This window comes from Methanobrevibacter filiformis, assembly GCF_001639265.1.
Taxonomy (GTDB): domain Archaea; phylum Methanobacteriota; class Methanobacteria; order Methanobacteriales; family Methanobacteriaceae; genus Methanacia; species Methanacia filiformis.
In genome coordinates this window covers 1-14,437 of the sequence record NZ_LWMT01000258.1, presented here as the reverse complement: position 1 = coordinate 14,437, position 14,437 = coordinate 1, and the positions used below count along the sequence as shown (strand labels likewise).

General features: G+C 25.6%; 12 protein-coding genes. 2 read left to right on the top strand and 10 right to left on the bottom strand.

Annotated elements, in window-relative coordinates:
- The first annotated feature begins 610 nt into the window (after positions 1-610).
- Positions 611-1,711 (top strand): acyltransferase, encoded by a 1,101-nt coding sequence (locus MBFIL_RS07990; RefSeq protein ID WP_066973342.1) that lies wholly within the window; start codon positions 611-613, stop codon positions 1,709-1,711.
- A gap of 970 nt (positions 1,712-2,681) precedes the next feature.
- Here the strand turns inward: MBFIL_RS07990 and MBFIL_RS07985 are convergent.
- From MBFIL_RS07985 to MBFIL_RS07975, 3 genes are all read right to left on the bottom strand, one after another.
- Positions 2,682-3,179, bottom strand: a complete 498-nt coding sequence (locus MBFIL_RS07985) for a transposase (protein ID WP_066973340.1) — start codon at positions 3,177-3,179, stop codon at positions 2,682-2,684.
- A gap of 170 nt (positions 3,180-3,349) precedes the next feature.
- Positions 3,350-4,276 carry a transposase gene (locus tag MBFIL_RS07980; RefSeq protein ID WP_066973338.1) on the bottom strand — a complete coding sequence of 309 codons (927 nt, stop codon included), beginning with the start codon at positions 4,274-4,276 and terminating at the stop codon, positions 3,350-3,352.
- Positions 4,277-4,840: 564 nt separating this feature from the next.
- Positions 4,841-5,161, bottom strand: coding sequence for a carboxymuconolactone decarboxylase family protein (locus MBFIL_RS07975; RefSeq protein WP_066973336.1), 321 nt, complete (start codon positions 5,159-5,161; stop codon positions 4,841-4,843).
- A 315-nt stretch (positions 5,162-5,476) separates the two neighbouring features.
- Between MBFIL_RS07975 and MBFIL_RS07970 the strand changes: the two genes are divergently transcribed.
- Complete coding sequence (locus MBFIL_RS07970; RefSeq protein WP_066973334.1) at positions 5,477-6,757, top strand: hypothetical protein; 1,281 nt, start codon at positions 5,477-5,479, stop codon at positions 6,755-6,757.
- A 55-nt stretch (positions 6,758-6,812) separates the two neighbouring features.
- Here the strand turns inward: MBFIL_RS07970 and MBFIL_RS07965 are convergent, their stop codons facing one another.
- The 7 genes from MBFIL_RS07965 to MBFIL_RS07935 all read right to left on the bottom strand — a co-directional run bounded on the left by MBFIL_RS07965 (position 6,813) and on the right by MBFIL_RS07935 (position 14,323).
- A complete protein-coding gene (locus MBFIL_RS07965; RefSeq protein WP_066973333.1) occupies positions 6,813-8,018 on the bottom strand; it encodes a glycosyltransferase in 1,206 nt (401 codons plus the stop codon).
- Positions 8,019-8,086: 68 nt separating this feature from the next.
- Entirely contained in the window at positions 8,087-9,082 is a 996-nt protein-coding gene (locus tag MBFIL_RS07960) for an NAD-dependent epimerase/dehydratase family protein (protein WP_066973331.1), read from the bottom strand.
- A gap of 350 nt (positions 9,083-9,432) precedes the next feature.
- Complete coding sequence (locus MBFIL_RS07955; RefSeq protein ID WP_066973329.1) at positions 9,433-9,744, bottom strand: hypothetical protein; 312 nt, start codon at positions 9,742-9,744, stop codon at positions 9,433-9,435.
- 82 nt (positions 9,745-9,826) lie between these two features.
- The gene (locus MBFIL_RS07950) at positions 9,827-10,993 is read right to left on the bottom strand and encodes a hypothetical protein (RefSeq protein WP_066973327.1); all 1,167 of its coding nucleotides are present in this window, start codon (positions 10,991-10,993) and stop codon (positions 9,827-9,829) included.
- 13 nt (positions 10,994-11,006) lie between these two features.
- A complete protein-coding gene (locus MBFIL_RS07945) occupies positions 11,007-12,248 on the bottom strand; it encodes a cobalamin-dependent protein (protein ID WP_066973325.1) in 1,242 nt (413 codons plus the stop codon).
- Positions 12,217-12,639: a hypothetical protein gene (locus MBFIL_RS07940; RefSeq protein ID WP_066973323.1), complete on the bottom strand. Its 423-nt coding sequence runs from the start codon at positions 12,637-12,639 to the stop codon at positions 12,217-12,219. Before MBFIL_RS07940 ends, MBFIL_RS07945 begins: the two co-directional genes overlap by 32 nt.
- Positions 12,632-14,323 (bottom strand): hypothetical protein, encoded by a 1,692-nt coding sequence (locus MBFIL_RS07935; RefSeq protein ID WP_066973322.1) that lies wholly within the window; start codon positions 14,321-14,323, stop codon positions 12,632-12,634. Before MBFIL_RS07935 ends, MBFIL_RS07940 begins: the two co-directional genes overlap by 8 nt.
- Positions 14,324-14,437 lie beyond the last annotated feature (114 nt).

The window sequence follows — 14,437 nt, the reverse complement described above, 5'->3', positions numbered from 1 at the left end:
TACCAAGACACCTGAAAAAAATATACAAGACAGAACAAGGAATAACAACCTATTTAGATCTTCAAAGAATAAAATGGGAGCAAGAAAGAGGAAAAATTATCTCAACCATGAAGTTTTTGACATAGCCTATATATATATATATATATATATATACATATACTAGATTATATTAGTATTTTATAAAATTTTTAGTATAGTACATTGCTCAAAAATGTGACTTATAATCATTTTAATTCTCATGAAAAATATGATGTAAAATACTTTAAATTGAATTTAAAGGTTTTTCAGATGATATTTCTAAACATTTAAATTTACTACATATGTTACAAAGCTTTTGGGACATACTATATGTTCATAAATATATGCTAAACAGGTTATTTTCATTAGAAATTAACTGAAATACAATTTTAAATGAATATTTTAGTTATATCTTGAATTACTAATGAAATAATGATATTTATCTAAGGTTTTAAAATATATAATGTAAAAAATTAATTAAAATTCATGATGGAACTGAAATTAAGTAAATTAATATATAATTCTCAATATTCAGTAATTTTTTATTACAGTCAAATATTTAAGTGAATTTAGTAACATTTTGGGGGATGATTTGATAAATTTTATTTCTAATAAATTGAAGTTTGAAAATGTTGGGAGAATTTTTTATTTAGATCAATTAAGAGTCTTAGCTATTATTGGTGTTATAATTATACATGTTTCTCAATCTTTTTTAGGTGTTCTTGATATATCTAATTTTAATTGGATAGTTTCTGATGCATTTTTTAATATTGCTCGTTTTGCTGTGCCTATATTTTTAGCACTTTCTGGGGTTTTATTACTTAATAGAGAATATAAAATTAAAGAGTTTTTTAAAAAGAGATTAGCACGTATAATATCACCTTTTATATTTTGGGGAATAATTTATGTCTTATTTGCATTTTTCATCCAAAAGAAATTCTTTGATTTTAATTCAGTGATTGCAGGTGTGGCATTTGTAGGTAAGATGTTTTTAGGTGTTGGAGGATACTTAGGTCATTTTTGGTTTGTTTGGTTAATTTTGAGTGTTTATTTATTCATGCCAGTTATAAATAAATGGATTAAAAATTCTTCTTTAAAAGAAGTTGAATATTTTTTGGTTATTTGGATTGTAACTTGTATATTCGCAACATTTAAATTGCCTTACTTTTCATTAGATTTGAGCTATTTCGCAGGACCAATAGGTTATGTAATTTTAGGGTATTATTTAGCAAATAAAGATAATAAGATTCTTGATAATCCATTATTATGGACAGCTATGTTTATTATTTCAACAGTTGCCATGGCTATACTTACATATAATAATTCTCTAAAGATTGATGATTTTGCTATTTTAGGACGATACAACTTGGTTCTAGTATTACAAACAGCTAGCATCTTTTTAATGTTTAAAGGATTTAATAAGAAAAAGTTCTTTAGTAATAAAGTTTTTAATTTTCTTAAAAATGGATTAGTAGGAGCATTAACATTTTCATTAAGTAAATATTCCTATGGTATTTTTTTAGTTCATATATTGTTTCTCAGACTCTTTTTAATGTCTGGTATAAAATTTACACATAGAACTGCAATAATATGGGTTCCACTTATTTTTATAGGTATTTTAATACTCTCATGGGGATTATTAGCTATTTTAAACAGAATACCTCATCTTGATAAGATAACAGGTACGCATTAATATATGAAGTTAATATGTAGATAATAAAGATATCAATATCTCAATAATACTAATGAATTAAGGGAAATAGTGAACAATATTCATTCACGTTATTCTATTCATGTTATTTATACACTGCAAATCCATGTAAATGTGAAGTACATAGCTACAAACACAGACTTAATAATAGAAGAAATGATCATGTAATAATAATTGAGTTCAAAGTAGTAAAAGTTCAATTAACTATATGATAAATGAATTTAGATCAAATAGAAACACAAGAATATGGAAGACAGTACAAAAATAAAAATATAATTAAAGGAGCCATTATTTAAATGTAATGAAATAGGATGTAAATTAATCAAAGAATAATCATCCAGAAAATGCATAATAGGCTGTGCAATGATTATTTTTTGTAAAAATAGATATCTAATTAAAATAAATTAAAATATTTGTAAGTCATTAATACATATTTTTTATAAAAAATAAATGTTTAAAATAGTTATAATAGTTTAAAGGATAATAAAAATTAAATGTTTAAAAATAACTATTTTTAGTAAATATCTGTTAATATTAATTAAAATAGAATTTTATTAAATATTCATGTTTATTTTTATAATATTATTTATTATAATTCTATGGAGATCTTCCATAATTCATTGATTAGTTAATTGATATTTATTGGTTTATATTGTGATGATGAAGTAATATTAAGTTAAAATAATGATTATTGTTTAGTTTATTTGGTTTTAAGTGATTTATCTTTGTTGATTGTTTTTTAGTAAAGTTTAATAATCTTTGTGTTGAAATATGATTTCATGCATTAATGACTTTAATAAACTTTTTTTATTAAGTTTTTGTGCATTTATTATGAAATTTGTATTAATAAGTTAGTGCTTTTGTATGAATCATGTTTTGATAAATGGCATACTGACTAAGGGATAATTATTTAGACATGTATGGTTTTATACTATGTTTATTTATGTTTTTTCTAGTATATTGTGTCTTTTAGATTTCTTGTTCGTATTGTATTGTATATTGCATTTCTGATGTTTATTTCATTAGTTGCAGCTACTTTATTGGAGCCTAAAAGCATTAAGACACCATTACTGCGCTTAAGATAACCATTTATGCCTTCAGTTTGGAATCTTTCAGCATAAATAGTTAAATAGCGTTTTTGAGTCATTTTATTAATCATTTCATGTTTAAGTGTGGTGATTCTGTAGTTTATAGGAGTTACACCATCACCACACGAACATTTTTCCTTAAATGGGCATGATGGATAGGATAAGCAATAGTAATTATATGATTTTTCCATGTATTTGGGATTAGAGTTATGTTGACGGTTATATTTGCTGTTTATCTCTTTAATGTTCTTTAAGGGTAATATTTCACCATTTAAACATGTGATTTTGTTATTTCCTTTTTTAAAATGTTTTTTAGTTATTTTTTCTAATTTTTCAATGCGGAGAGGTTTTTTTAAGTTCATTGTTCACTCTGTAAATGTCATTAAGTTGTTTTGAGATTCCTTTGGGCATTATGAGTGCATTTATGTCATTTTTATCTGCTGTTTCTAGGTTTTCGTTAGAGTAATATCCTGAATCTAAAATGTAAATTGCTTTGGTGAGTATTTGTTCTATTTCTTTGTAATTTTTCCTTTCACCATATTCCTTTAATCATTTCTAGTAGTAAAGTGAAATTTTCCCGTAATTCGTCCAGTACTTCTTTTAAAACTAAATTATCGTTGGGTTTGTCTAGTAATAGTCCTCCAATGATTATTTTGCTTTCTGTGACTATTTCTTGTAAATTGAAGGCAAAATCGAAATTTCCTTTCTTTGTAGGCATCATAACGGCTTCAGGAAATGTAATACTAATATAATCATTATCTATTTCCTTAAATCGGTCTTCAAATTCATTTATGCGTTGGGACATATTTTTGTTGTAAATTATGATTCTTTTTTTAATGGTCTGTATGCTTTCTAAAATGTCTTGGTCTTTTTTATATTCTTGTTCTTTGATTTTTAGTTCTTTTTTAATTCTTCGGATTGAATTTTTACTTTTATTGTGCAGTAAATTCCATTTTTTCATTAGTTTTAAAGCTTTTAATTCATCACGTGTGATGGTGTAGTGTTTAGATCCTTTAATTAATGCGTCAGTACCGTCAATGAAAATATGGAGAAATTTTAGGATATATTGGTCATTTAAAACGAGTAATGTGTGTAGAAATATTTTTTTGATGGTAATGGAGTTGCTGTTTGATAAAAATCTGCTTAATGTTGTGGATGATGGTGTTTTACCATTTAGAAATGTTTTTAATATTATATCTGTTTTGCATAAACTAGCTATTTTATCTGTTCTATATTCATCAACTAAGATTCCGTAAGTAATCGCTCCTAAAAGTAATAAACGTGAAATAGCTTTTCTTCCTTTTTCAGATTTAAATTCCCCATTTAATTCATTGATTAAATCCTGAACACACTTATTATCAAATGAAGACAATATAGTTATAAAATCACGAGATTCTCTCCCAAATTTCTTTAACTTTTCAATAGTTATACCTAAATCCTCAATAGATTCAACAGCCATTTTTTTCAAACCTCCTAAAAAAAAATAATTAAAAATAATAAATTATTAAAATACAAAACATTGTTAAAAACTTAATACTAAAACATTAGTAATTAATTAAACAATATTCATAATTTTCTTAATAATACTATATACTTTTTCATTAAAAAAAGTTATAACATGAAAAGAAGCACATACTATCAAGCTTTCACTTCAAAAAATTAGAGAGAAAAAAGGAATTCAAACATCCTTACACTAAAATCACCCAAACACTAGACCAAAAATAGAAAAAAACAACAGAAAAAAACAAATCAAAAGAAAAACAATCAAATAAAATCCTCAAATCATAAAAAACAGATTAAAAAAGTTTAAAACTAAAACACAAAAAATAGACCAAAAAACTAAAACAAAAACTAAAAAACATCTAAAACCATATCCAACAATCATAAACCTTTATTTTAATTATGGATAATCTCCTTAATAATTTAATAATTTAATAATTTAATAATTTAATACTTTAATAATTTAATAATTTAATACTTTAATACTTTAATAATGTTTAGTAATATTTAATAAAGAATAGAATTATTCAAAAGCCTTGTTTAATATGCTCACTGCTTTCATAAATGGAGGCATTCCAGAAGTTAAAAGTACTACCCTTAAAACATCCAGTAGCTCATCTTTTGTTGCTCCAACCTCTTTAATTGCACTTTTGAATTGTTTTTCTATCGCCCTATCATCTGAATTTGAAACTGCAATAGCTACAGCGATTAGTTTTTGAGTTTTATAATCTAAAGCTTTTCCAGTGAAAACTGCCTCATTCAATACAGTTATTGCATTAAATAATTCAGGATAATCACTTTTTATTGAACCTATTCCCTTTCCATAAAATACATTTTCTTTCATTATTCATCCCTCATATTAACATAAATACATAAAATATATTAATATTAATTAAATTTATGTAATATAATATATGTTTAAAATGATATATAAAGTTACAGTTTAATTTTTGGAAATAGAATATCATTCAATTTAAAAAAAAATAGGCTTAATCATAAACGACTGTGTAAAGAATTCACATGATAAGTAGTTGTGATTATTATTTAATTTTTAATTAGTAATACTAATCTTTCGCACAATTTTATAATGTTTTTTGTGAATTTTGATTAAAATAATTGAGAATAAAACATATATTTAATGGTGAGGTAATATGTTTTTATGACGATAACAAAATACACCTCACCAGTCAGTAATATATTTTCTAAAATATTTAAACATAACCATGATTATGATTCTAGTAATATGGCTCCATTTAAGATAATGGATAATGTTTTGTATCTGGATATTTGTTTACCTATTAGTATATATTTGGATTTGAAAAAATATTATAATCCTGATCTTATTTGTATTTATGTGGATAATGAGAACACTCATTGTAGTGAATGTAAGAGTAAACCTCAGTATAGTTGGAATGGTAAAGTTAAAATTAAAATCAATAAATTAAGTGGTGTTTATGCTAAACAATACATTTGTCCAGACTGTGGAGCAACACATGTAGCTAAAAGTGAGCATGTGGCGAAATACCATTGCTATGAAGTAAATATTACTCATTCATTTGCTTTAATGGAAGGAATTGAACACAACTCCTTAAGAGCAATTGGAGAACTCATGAAACTACTAGAAAACACTCACCCATCACACCAAACAGTTAAAAACCATATAAGAGAATATGCCAAAAAATTAAAAGAAGAAATGAATAATCTGCAATTTTCTGGAGACTATGGCTACGACGAACAACATGTACATATAAACGGGAAAAAATATTACATATTAGCTATTATCGATGTTACCTCCAAACTACTAATTGCATTCGATGTAGTTGATAAATTAAGCAAACTGAACATCGAGAATTTTATCGACCAAGCCACTATGAATCAACCAAGAAACTCATTAACAACCGATAACAAGAAAGTTTATAGAGGAATCTGTGAAAGATTAGGATTCCAACACAACCTATGCTTATTTCACTACCTAAAAAACTTAAATGAAACAGTTGATAAACTCGTGAAAAATAAAGAACTTAAATACAAGGACGCATGTTTAATAAATGATCATGGAACTGAAATCCAAGACATGTTACAATCTAAAAATTATGAAAGAGCAAAGAAACGACTTAAACAAATACTAAATGAAATAGACAAATTCCATCCCCAATTACAGAAATTCCTAAACAATCTCGAACCAGTATTCTATGAAGTTATGGGACACCTTCAAAACGAAAAATTAGCATCAACTAACAATGCAATGGAAAATTTCTTTGGAGCTAACATACCAAAAAGAATGAAACGACTATACAAATCAGTAGAAGGACTCAAAGACTACCTAACAATAAAAACATATATATGGAACAAAAAAATCATAGATAAAACGAACAAAGCAGGAAAAATACTAATGAATATACTAAACTACAACAAAATATGTTCTAAAATTATCAAATAAAAGTATACTCATCATGTGAATTCTTTACACAGTCTTATAAACAATGTTTAAATAGCTATTTATTATAGTTTTTAATTAATTTTTTTAAAGTATTTTCAAATTTATCAGTTATTTTATCCCAATCATTATTTTTAACAAAATTTCTTCCAGATTTAGCTATTTTAGAATATGTTTTATTATCAATTATATTTTTAGCAAGTTCTAAAACTTCTTTTGCTTCATTTACATATTCAATTCCATTATTACTACCAAATTCTTTATATATTCCAGGTAATTTTGTAGCTATTACAACCTTTTCCATTGCAAGATATTCATATAGTTTTATTGGAACTATGTCTTGCATGATCTCTTCATCAATATAAGCTGGAAGTAAGCAAAAATCAGCCATAGCAAGATATTCAGGGATTTTTACATATGGTTGTTTGCCTGTAAGGATTAATTGATCAGCTAAATTATAATCTTTCTTTATTTGAACCATATCATCATAGGCATCCCCATCTCCAACGATAACAATTTTCATACCTTTAAATTTATCCTTATTTTTACCTAATTCAATAGCTAATTCTTTCATTCCTGCAAAATTATAAATCCATCCCATAAAGAAAAGAACTGTATCTTCTTCATCAATATTAAGTTCAGACCTTATTTTTGAATCATCTAAATCTGGATTAAAACTATTAAAATCAATCCCAGCATCAATTACAACATTATCTTTCTCATTTGATCCAAGTTCAATTGATAATTCTTTTAGTTTTTGATTTATACTTATTATCATATCACAATCTTCAATTGTTGATTTGATAGCTATTTTACCAAAGAATTGCAATGTTTTTTCTGGTATTAAATTGTATATAAGATCAATCAGGTAATAAACATAAGGAACATTATGCTTTTTAGCATATTTTGAAGCTATGTATGCATTCATTATTCCTAAAGATATGATTATATCTGGTTTAAATTCCTTTATTTGCTTTTTAATTTCTTTTCTATGGGTGAAGAACAATGACATATAGTTAAGAACAGGAATTTTCAGAAAACTTGGTCTTATAACTCGAATATTTGCATTTTCATTAATTTTAAAAACATTATCATGAATTTCTCTATTAAAAACTACTCCTTTTGATTCATCATTTCTCCAATCAATAGGATAATCAATAACCCTAACTTCATGTCCCCTTAAACTCATCCTATCCATTAAATGATGTTGTTGATGAGGATTCCGTTCTAGCCAGTCCGATTCTTGAACAACTAATATTTTCATAATCTGATTCCTTATACATAAAATTAAATCTATTTAATTAGAAAAATAAGGAAAAATAAGTAATATTCCTAAAATTCAGCACTTTCTTCAATAGTATCCCAATTTTTACTAAACCACTGATAAGTTTTTTCTAATCCTTCATCGAAAGTTACTGTTGGTTTGTATCCAAGAATGTCTTTTGCTTTTTCTATTGAAGATAATAATTTTGTTTTAGCATCCCAATTTCTTCTTGCAATGTAAGCAATTCCTTCATCATTACCAGTTAAAGCATTTACTTTATTTGCCATGTCAATAACTTTATGATCTTTACTTGAACCTAAATTAATAGCCTCACCAATAGCTTTTTCTTCAACACCCATAGCTAAAAGTCCATTAACAATATCACCAACAAATGTCCAGTCTCTTGTTTCACTACCATCTCCTGTAATAGGTAATGCTTGTTTTGTCATTGACCAATAGAAAAAATTCGGAATAACATTCCGATATTTCCCTGGAACTTCTCCTGGACCAAAAACATTGAAAAATCTTGCATTAACAATTGGAAGATCATATAAATTGTTAAAATAATTAGTATAAAGTTCTCCAAGAAGTTTAGTTACTTGATATGGAGTATGGAGAGAAATAGAAATATCATGTTCTTCAAATGGCATTTTTGAGTCAAGTCCATAAACACCACAACCTGAAGAAGAGTAAACAAATCTTTCTACTCCAGTTAATTGAGCATATTGAAGAACTTTTAAAATACCTATACCATTAACCATTAAATCTTTTTCAGGATTATCTACACTGTTTTGGTTTGCAAAATGTGCTGCTAAATGGAAAACTTTAGTTGGCTTTTCCTTAAACACTCTTTTTAAAACAGCATCATCAAGAATATCACCTTTAATGAATTCAATATTATCTAAATCAGGAATATTCCATTCATAAGCCGAAGATAAATTGTCAAGTATTATAACCTTTTCTGCATCAAGTTTAGCTATTTCTCTAGATAAATTACTACCTACACAACCTGCACCACCAGTTACAAGAACAACTTTATCTTGATATTCATTGAAATTAGACATAAAAAGTACCTCTTAAATATTTAATAAATTATAAGCATAATGACTAAATAGCTATTTAATTAGATAACTATTAACTTTAATTAAACACTATTAAATATTTATGTATGTTTTATAATTTAAATTAATCTGTTTAAAATACATATGTCACAAAACTTTTAGAATATATTATACAGTTATAATCTTCTTTTAAGCTCTTATCACGATTAATTAATTCAATATTTTCATTTTGAAGTAAATCTTTATCACTTTATCTAAAAATTTCTAAATCATATTTAGAGCGGTCAGATTCATTTATTAATCTATATGAAAAACTAATAATGTTATATAGTACATTACTTAAAAAGTGTGACTTATAATCTGTAATTATAACTAAAATAAGGTCTTTTTCTCCCTTTCAAATCAAACACGCCATTAAAAGCAATGTTACATTTCTTATACGAAATTCCAATTAATTTAATAAGTATGTCATCCCACGATTTAACATGAAATGCTTCACCTTTGAAACTAAAAGAGGTTGGTTTTCTACCTTTGTAACTATTATTAATAATTTTTGAATTATTATGACTTATAGTATGAGTTAAATTTGTGTTTGAATTATTTGATTGATTAAACTTAGATTTAGGTTTTTTAAGACATTTAGGAATATTTATATTACTATTCAATAGGATTATTTAAAATTTTTCATCAATTTCCTTGTCAGGATCTGCCTTTTCAATATTAGTTTCATTTTAAAGATTTATTAAACTACAAATAAAAATATTCATCATCATCACGTTCACCATTTTCAATATTAGTCTCATTTGAAGATTTATTAAACTCCATAAATTTTATAGCATTTAAAGAATTAGATTTTTCTTTTAAACTTTTTTTAAGCTTTGCTAAAAATATAACATAATAATCTATCACTCCTTTAGGAATTCCATTATTTAAAATGTTATATACTTCAAAAGAGATATTATTTACTCCCCTCCTACTTTTTAAATTTGTTTCAATGCTTTTAATTTTATTAGGAATATTATTTAAATCAATTATAAATAATGATTTGTCAAAAGAAGTAATATAATTTTTTTCAATTTCTTTAATTTTATTTTCTAAATTATTTTTAAACCATAACTTATAGCTTGCAGGAGAAAATTCCAAGAACCATTTAGAAAATTCATTTAAAACTTGAAAATTGCTATCCTTATCCTTTTCTGAATCATTATTATTAAATTCAACAATTGTATCCTTTCCAGTCCCATTAAACTTTTGTTTTTCATTATTTAAAGAATTATTATTAGATTGTTCTTCTTTTAATTCAGTGATAGAACTATTATCAGAATCAATATTTGAAGAAATATTACAAAGATGTTGTAATTTTTTAGATGAATCATTATGCATGACAATATTTTCCATGCCAAGAATGAATTGAGAAGATTCTTTAATTTTATAGTTAGTATAAAATGTTCGTTCATATATCCCCTTACCCACAAATTCGATTAGACCTAAATCCCTCAATTGTTGAGCTGTTTGGCGTATCTTTGATTTAATATTTCGATTAGTATAATATATTTCTTGAAATTCAGGAATATATTCATATAAATCATCTAAGCAAAAAATATCATTATCAAATTCAATTATCTTTTCAAAAACAGTTTTCTTCCAACCATTCAAATTATCAATTATATTCCCCTGACTATTATTTTCATTGAAATTATGTGAATTAACTAAATCATTACTTTTATTTTTATGATTAATAATTTTAGTATTTGATTCCATAGGAGTTATTTCTTTAAAATCATCCTGTTCTTTTAAATGTTCTTCAATGAAATATTGACCATTTTCATATATAACATCGTAATCAGGCGAATTATCAGATTTAGAATACTTCAAGAGCCTTTTTAGTTCATCAAGCTTATTCTTTTCATTCATATAATCACTTAATCTACCGAGTTAGAGGATTTTTATGGCAAATTGCAGGATCCCAAGCATCTTTAATATACTTTTTAGCAGTTGTATAATCTACATCCCTAAATTTTTTAGCCAAAACTATAGGAATTCTTTTTCTTTCAGCTGAAGGAGAGTAATATTTTGTACCTAATCTTACACAAATATTATGTGAACGTATATTTCTCCTAAACAATCTAATTTCTCCATCACTCCATTTAGGATGGATATAATAATCCTTAATTGATTGACCCTCTCGTTTATGAGAGTTATAATTATCAAAAGTACTATCTAAAGGTCTAAATCTACAGTCCGAAATTTGAACCCCATATTTCCAAGCTTCAACCCTTTTAGCTTCCATTTCATCATAAGGAATTTCAAAATTATATAAAACAAAAACAGAAATTTCACTTGGTTTAAATCCACTTTCAACTAAAATATTAATTTGATTTTCAATATCTTCTTTTTCATCTATTGAACCATCCCACGCTATTTTAGGATTTTTAAACCCTGCTTCTTTTAATAATTTCCCTAAATAAGGTTTTTTAATAAGAACCCTACCATCAAAACCAGATTGAGATTCACAATAGCTAATTTTTTTCTCAATTTTAAGTTCTCTTAATTCATTCAAAATATTTTCAATAAATCTGTTTGCTAACAAATTATTGTCATAAAATACTATTTTCTTTTTAACTATTTCTTTTTTTATTGATTTTTTAGAAAGAAATTTTGGTTCTATTTCATAAACACCACAAGCATCACACTTGCGGATACAACCCCTAGTTGTGTGAATAATTTGATAATCAACATCCACTAAATCATAATCTGGAATTAAGTTCTCGGCTTCTTCAAAAACACCAGAATAAACATAGTCACATCCAGTAAATTCTTTACAGTGTTCAGTCATTAAAGAAGCATATATTCCTCCAACAATCACAGGAACATTAAAATTTTTCTTGCAGGATTCAACAGCTTCTTTAACAAAATTAGACCAATATGTGAATAATGATGTTACAAAAACAACATCAGGTTTAAAATCTTTAGTTTCATTAACTAAATCTTCATCATAACGAATGAGCTTTACATTAATATCTAAAGATTTTAAATAAGAAGATATTTTCAACAAACCGATTGGTAAGAAATCATGATGATTCCTACTCTTCTTTGCTATTGGAAAATTAGGTTCTACAAGAAGAGCATGTTTAATATTACTCCTCTTGATCAATTTTTTTGTTATCATAAAATTCAACTAATTCCATTTCCATTGAATCTAAAAGATTAGAGCCTTCTGATACATATTTAGATTCTAAAAGCCCGATTCCAGTTTTTGCATACTCTTCAGATATTTTAAAGTAATCATCCTCGTTTGCAAGCACATTAATACCCTGTTCTTCAACAGCTATAGCCATCATAAGATACTTAGTGATCGATGAATTTATTGTAGACTCACGAACTCTACCTCGTGCACTATCTCCTAAAGGAGTTCGGATACCACTCTTCAATCCAATAATGAGAGCTAAAGAAAATAAATCAATGTTAGTTTTGTTTTTTTCGAAAATTTTAACAGTTTTTAATTTGTTATATTTTTCTTCATCCTCATCATCAAAGTAAATTCTTCGCCCCTCAGCCATTTAAGATCACCTTTGATTCTTTTCCTTCATCAGAATTTTCCCATTTAATTAAATATTCTTTACCCACATTATCACAAATGATATCTCTAAAATCATCAGTATATTCAGTTCCTGTAACTAAAAGAACACATTGTTTTTCTCCAATAAAATCAGGTAAAAATCTTGCAATGTTTTGTCTAATATCTTTATCTAAATTTCCTAAAGGAGTATCCATAATTATAGGTAAATCAAAACCAGAGATATTATGTAATGCCGACATGAAACATAAACCTAAACACAATTTTTCTCCATCTGAAAGATCACCTGGACTTTCATGTTCCCCCAATTTGTTTACTATAGCTATCTCATAATTTTTGTTAATCTCTATATTAATAAATTCATCCTCTTTCCATATTATTTTAATAAATTTTTCCTTAGTTAATTTTTGAATTTTGTCATGTATCTCACTTGATAGTTCAGTACTCATTTCTTTAATAATTTTTTTTGAATTTTTGATAAAATTGATTTTATTCTCTAATGTTTCTGCTTCAATAGTCCATTTAGCTTCTTTATTTTTTTGCTGCTCCCACTCTTTTTTATCATTTTTTATATGAAGTATTTCATTTTCTAATGAACCTATTTTTCGGTTAAACTGTTGACGAATATTTAAATAATCATCTCTCATAATAGTTAAGTTTTTAATGTCTTCTTCAGGGTTTGATCGTAGCATAGTAGCAATATTTCGGTCTCTTTCAAGTTTTTCATCATATTCTTTTTCATTATTACGAAGTTTCAATTTTATCTCTTTAAGTTCACTTTTAAAAGATCTAATTTCTGAAATTAAATTTTCAACCTTTGCACTTGCTCTTGAAATATCACCCGCCTTATCAGTAATATCTGGAGTTTGATTTAATATTTTTTCTAGTTCAGTTCTTGAATTTTCATTAGTTTCTAAGCTTACACCACAAATACATCTTTTCTCCTCTAAAAGATCTTTAATAAAATTTTTTGTATATTCTGGAGGAATAAAATGTTTTCTTCTTGAATCTTCAATTTTTTCTAAAAAGCTCAATAGAATATCATAAGACAATAATACAGGATAAGTATCAAGTATTAATTTATTTCTACTGGCTTTAAGTAGTGTTATGTTAGACTTTAAAGTACCCAATTGTTTTTCAATTTTTTTACGTTCTTTAACTGATTCAGTTATATCTTTATAATTTTTATCAATGAGCTCATTTTCAATTTTTTTAATTTGCTCATCTGCATCTTTAACTTTTATTTTAGAGTCATCTAATTCTTTTTCTTTTTCATTGATTTTATCCTCATAATGAGTTATTTTTTCACTAGCTATGCCTAATTTAGGGGCGATTTTTTTTAGTCTATTATTATAGTTCTTTATTAAAGTATCAAAATTTTTTTCCATATTCTCTATTAAGTTTAATTGTGAAATTTCAAATATTGTGTTTTTTATTTTTAATGAGGAAGTATCCTGAAAATATTTTCCAAGTAATGCACCATCAAAAAAGAAATATTCCTCGATTTCTTTTGGTATTTTCCTATCAACAATATAAGCATCTTCAGAAATAATCTTAATATCATTTTCATCTTGTTCGTGAATTTCTAAAATAGTGCCAAAATTATCTCTAATTAAATCATCCTCTCTTTTTATAAAATTTTGTGATCTCTTAAGGAGTTTATCCATAATTAAAATAAAGGTTTATGATTGTTGGATATGGTTTTAGATGTTTTTTAGTTTTTGTTTTAGTTTTTTGGTCTATTTTTTGTGTTTTAGTTTTAAACTTTTTAAATGTGTTTT

Excerpts from the sequence above, each read along its gene's own strand:
- MBFIL_RS07980 (WP_066973338.1), bottom strand. The coding sequence starts at position 4,276 with ATGGCTGTTGAATCTATTGAGGATTTAGGTATAACTATTGAAAAGTTA.
- MBFIL_RS07960 (WP_066973331.1), bottom strand. The coding sequence starts at position 9,082 with ATGTCTAATTTCAATGAATATCAAGATAAAGTTGTTCTTGTAACTGGT.
- MBFIL_RS07940 (WP_066973323.1), bottom strand. The coding sequence starts at position 12,639 with ATGGCTGAGGGGCGAAGAATTTACTTTGATGATGAGGATGAAGAAAAA.
- MBFIL_RS07950 (WP_066973327.1), bottom strand. The coding sequence starts at position 10,993 with ATGAATGAAAAGAATAAGCTTGATGAACTAAAAAGGCTCTTGAAGTAT.
- MBFIL_RS07935 (WP_066973322.1), bottom strand. The coding sequence starts at position 14,323 with ATGGATAAACTCCTTAAGAGATCACAAAATTTTATAAAAAGAGAGGAT.
- MBFIL_RS07965 (WP_066973333.1), bottom strand. The coding sequence starts at position 8,018 with ATGAAAATATTAGTTGTTCAAGAATCGGACTGGCTAGAACGGAATCCT.
- MBFIL_RS07945 (WP_066973325.1), bottom strand. The coding sequence starts at position 12,248 with ATGATAACAAAAAAATTGATCAAGAGGAGTAATATTAAACATGCTCTT.
- MBFIL_RS07970 (WP_066973334.1), top strand. The coding sequence starts at position 5,477 with ATGACGATAACAAAATACACCTCACCAGTCAGTAATATATTTTCTAAA.
- MBFIL_RS07975 (WP_066973336.1), bottom strand. The coding sequence starts at position 5,161 with ATGAAAGAAAATGTATTTTATGGAAAGGGAATAGGTTCAATAAAAAGT.
- MBFIL_RS07985 (WP_066973340.1), bottom strand. The coding sequence starts at position 3,179 with ATGAACTTAAAAAAACCTCTCCGCATTGAAAAATTAGAAAAAATAACT.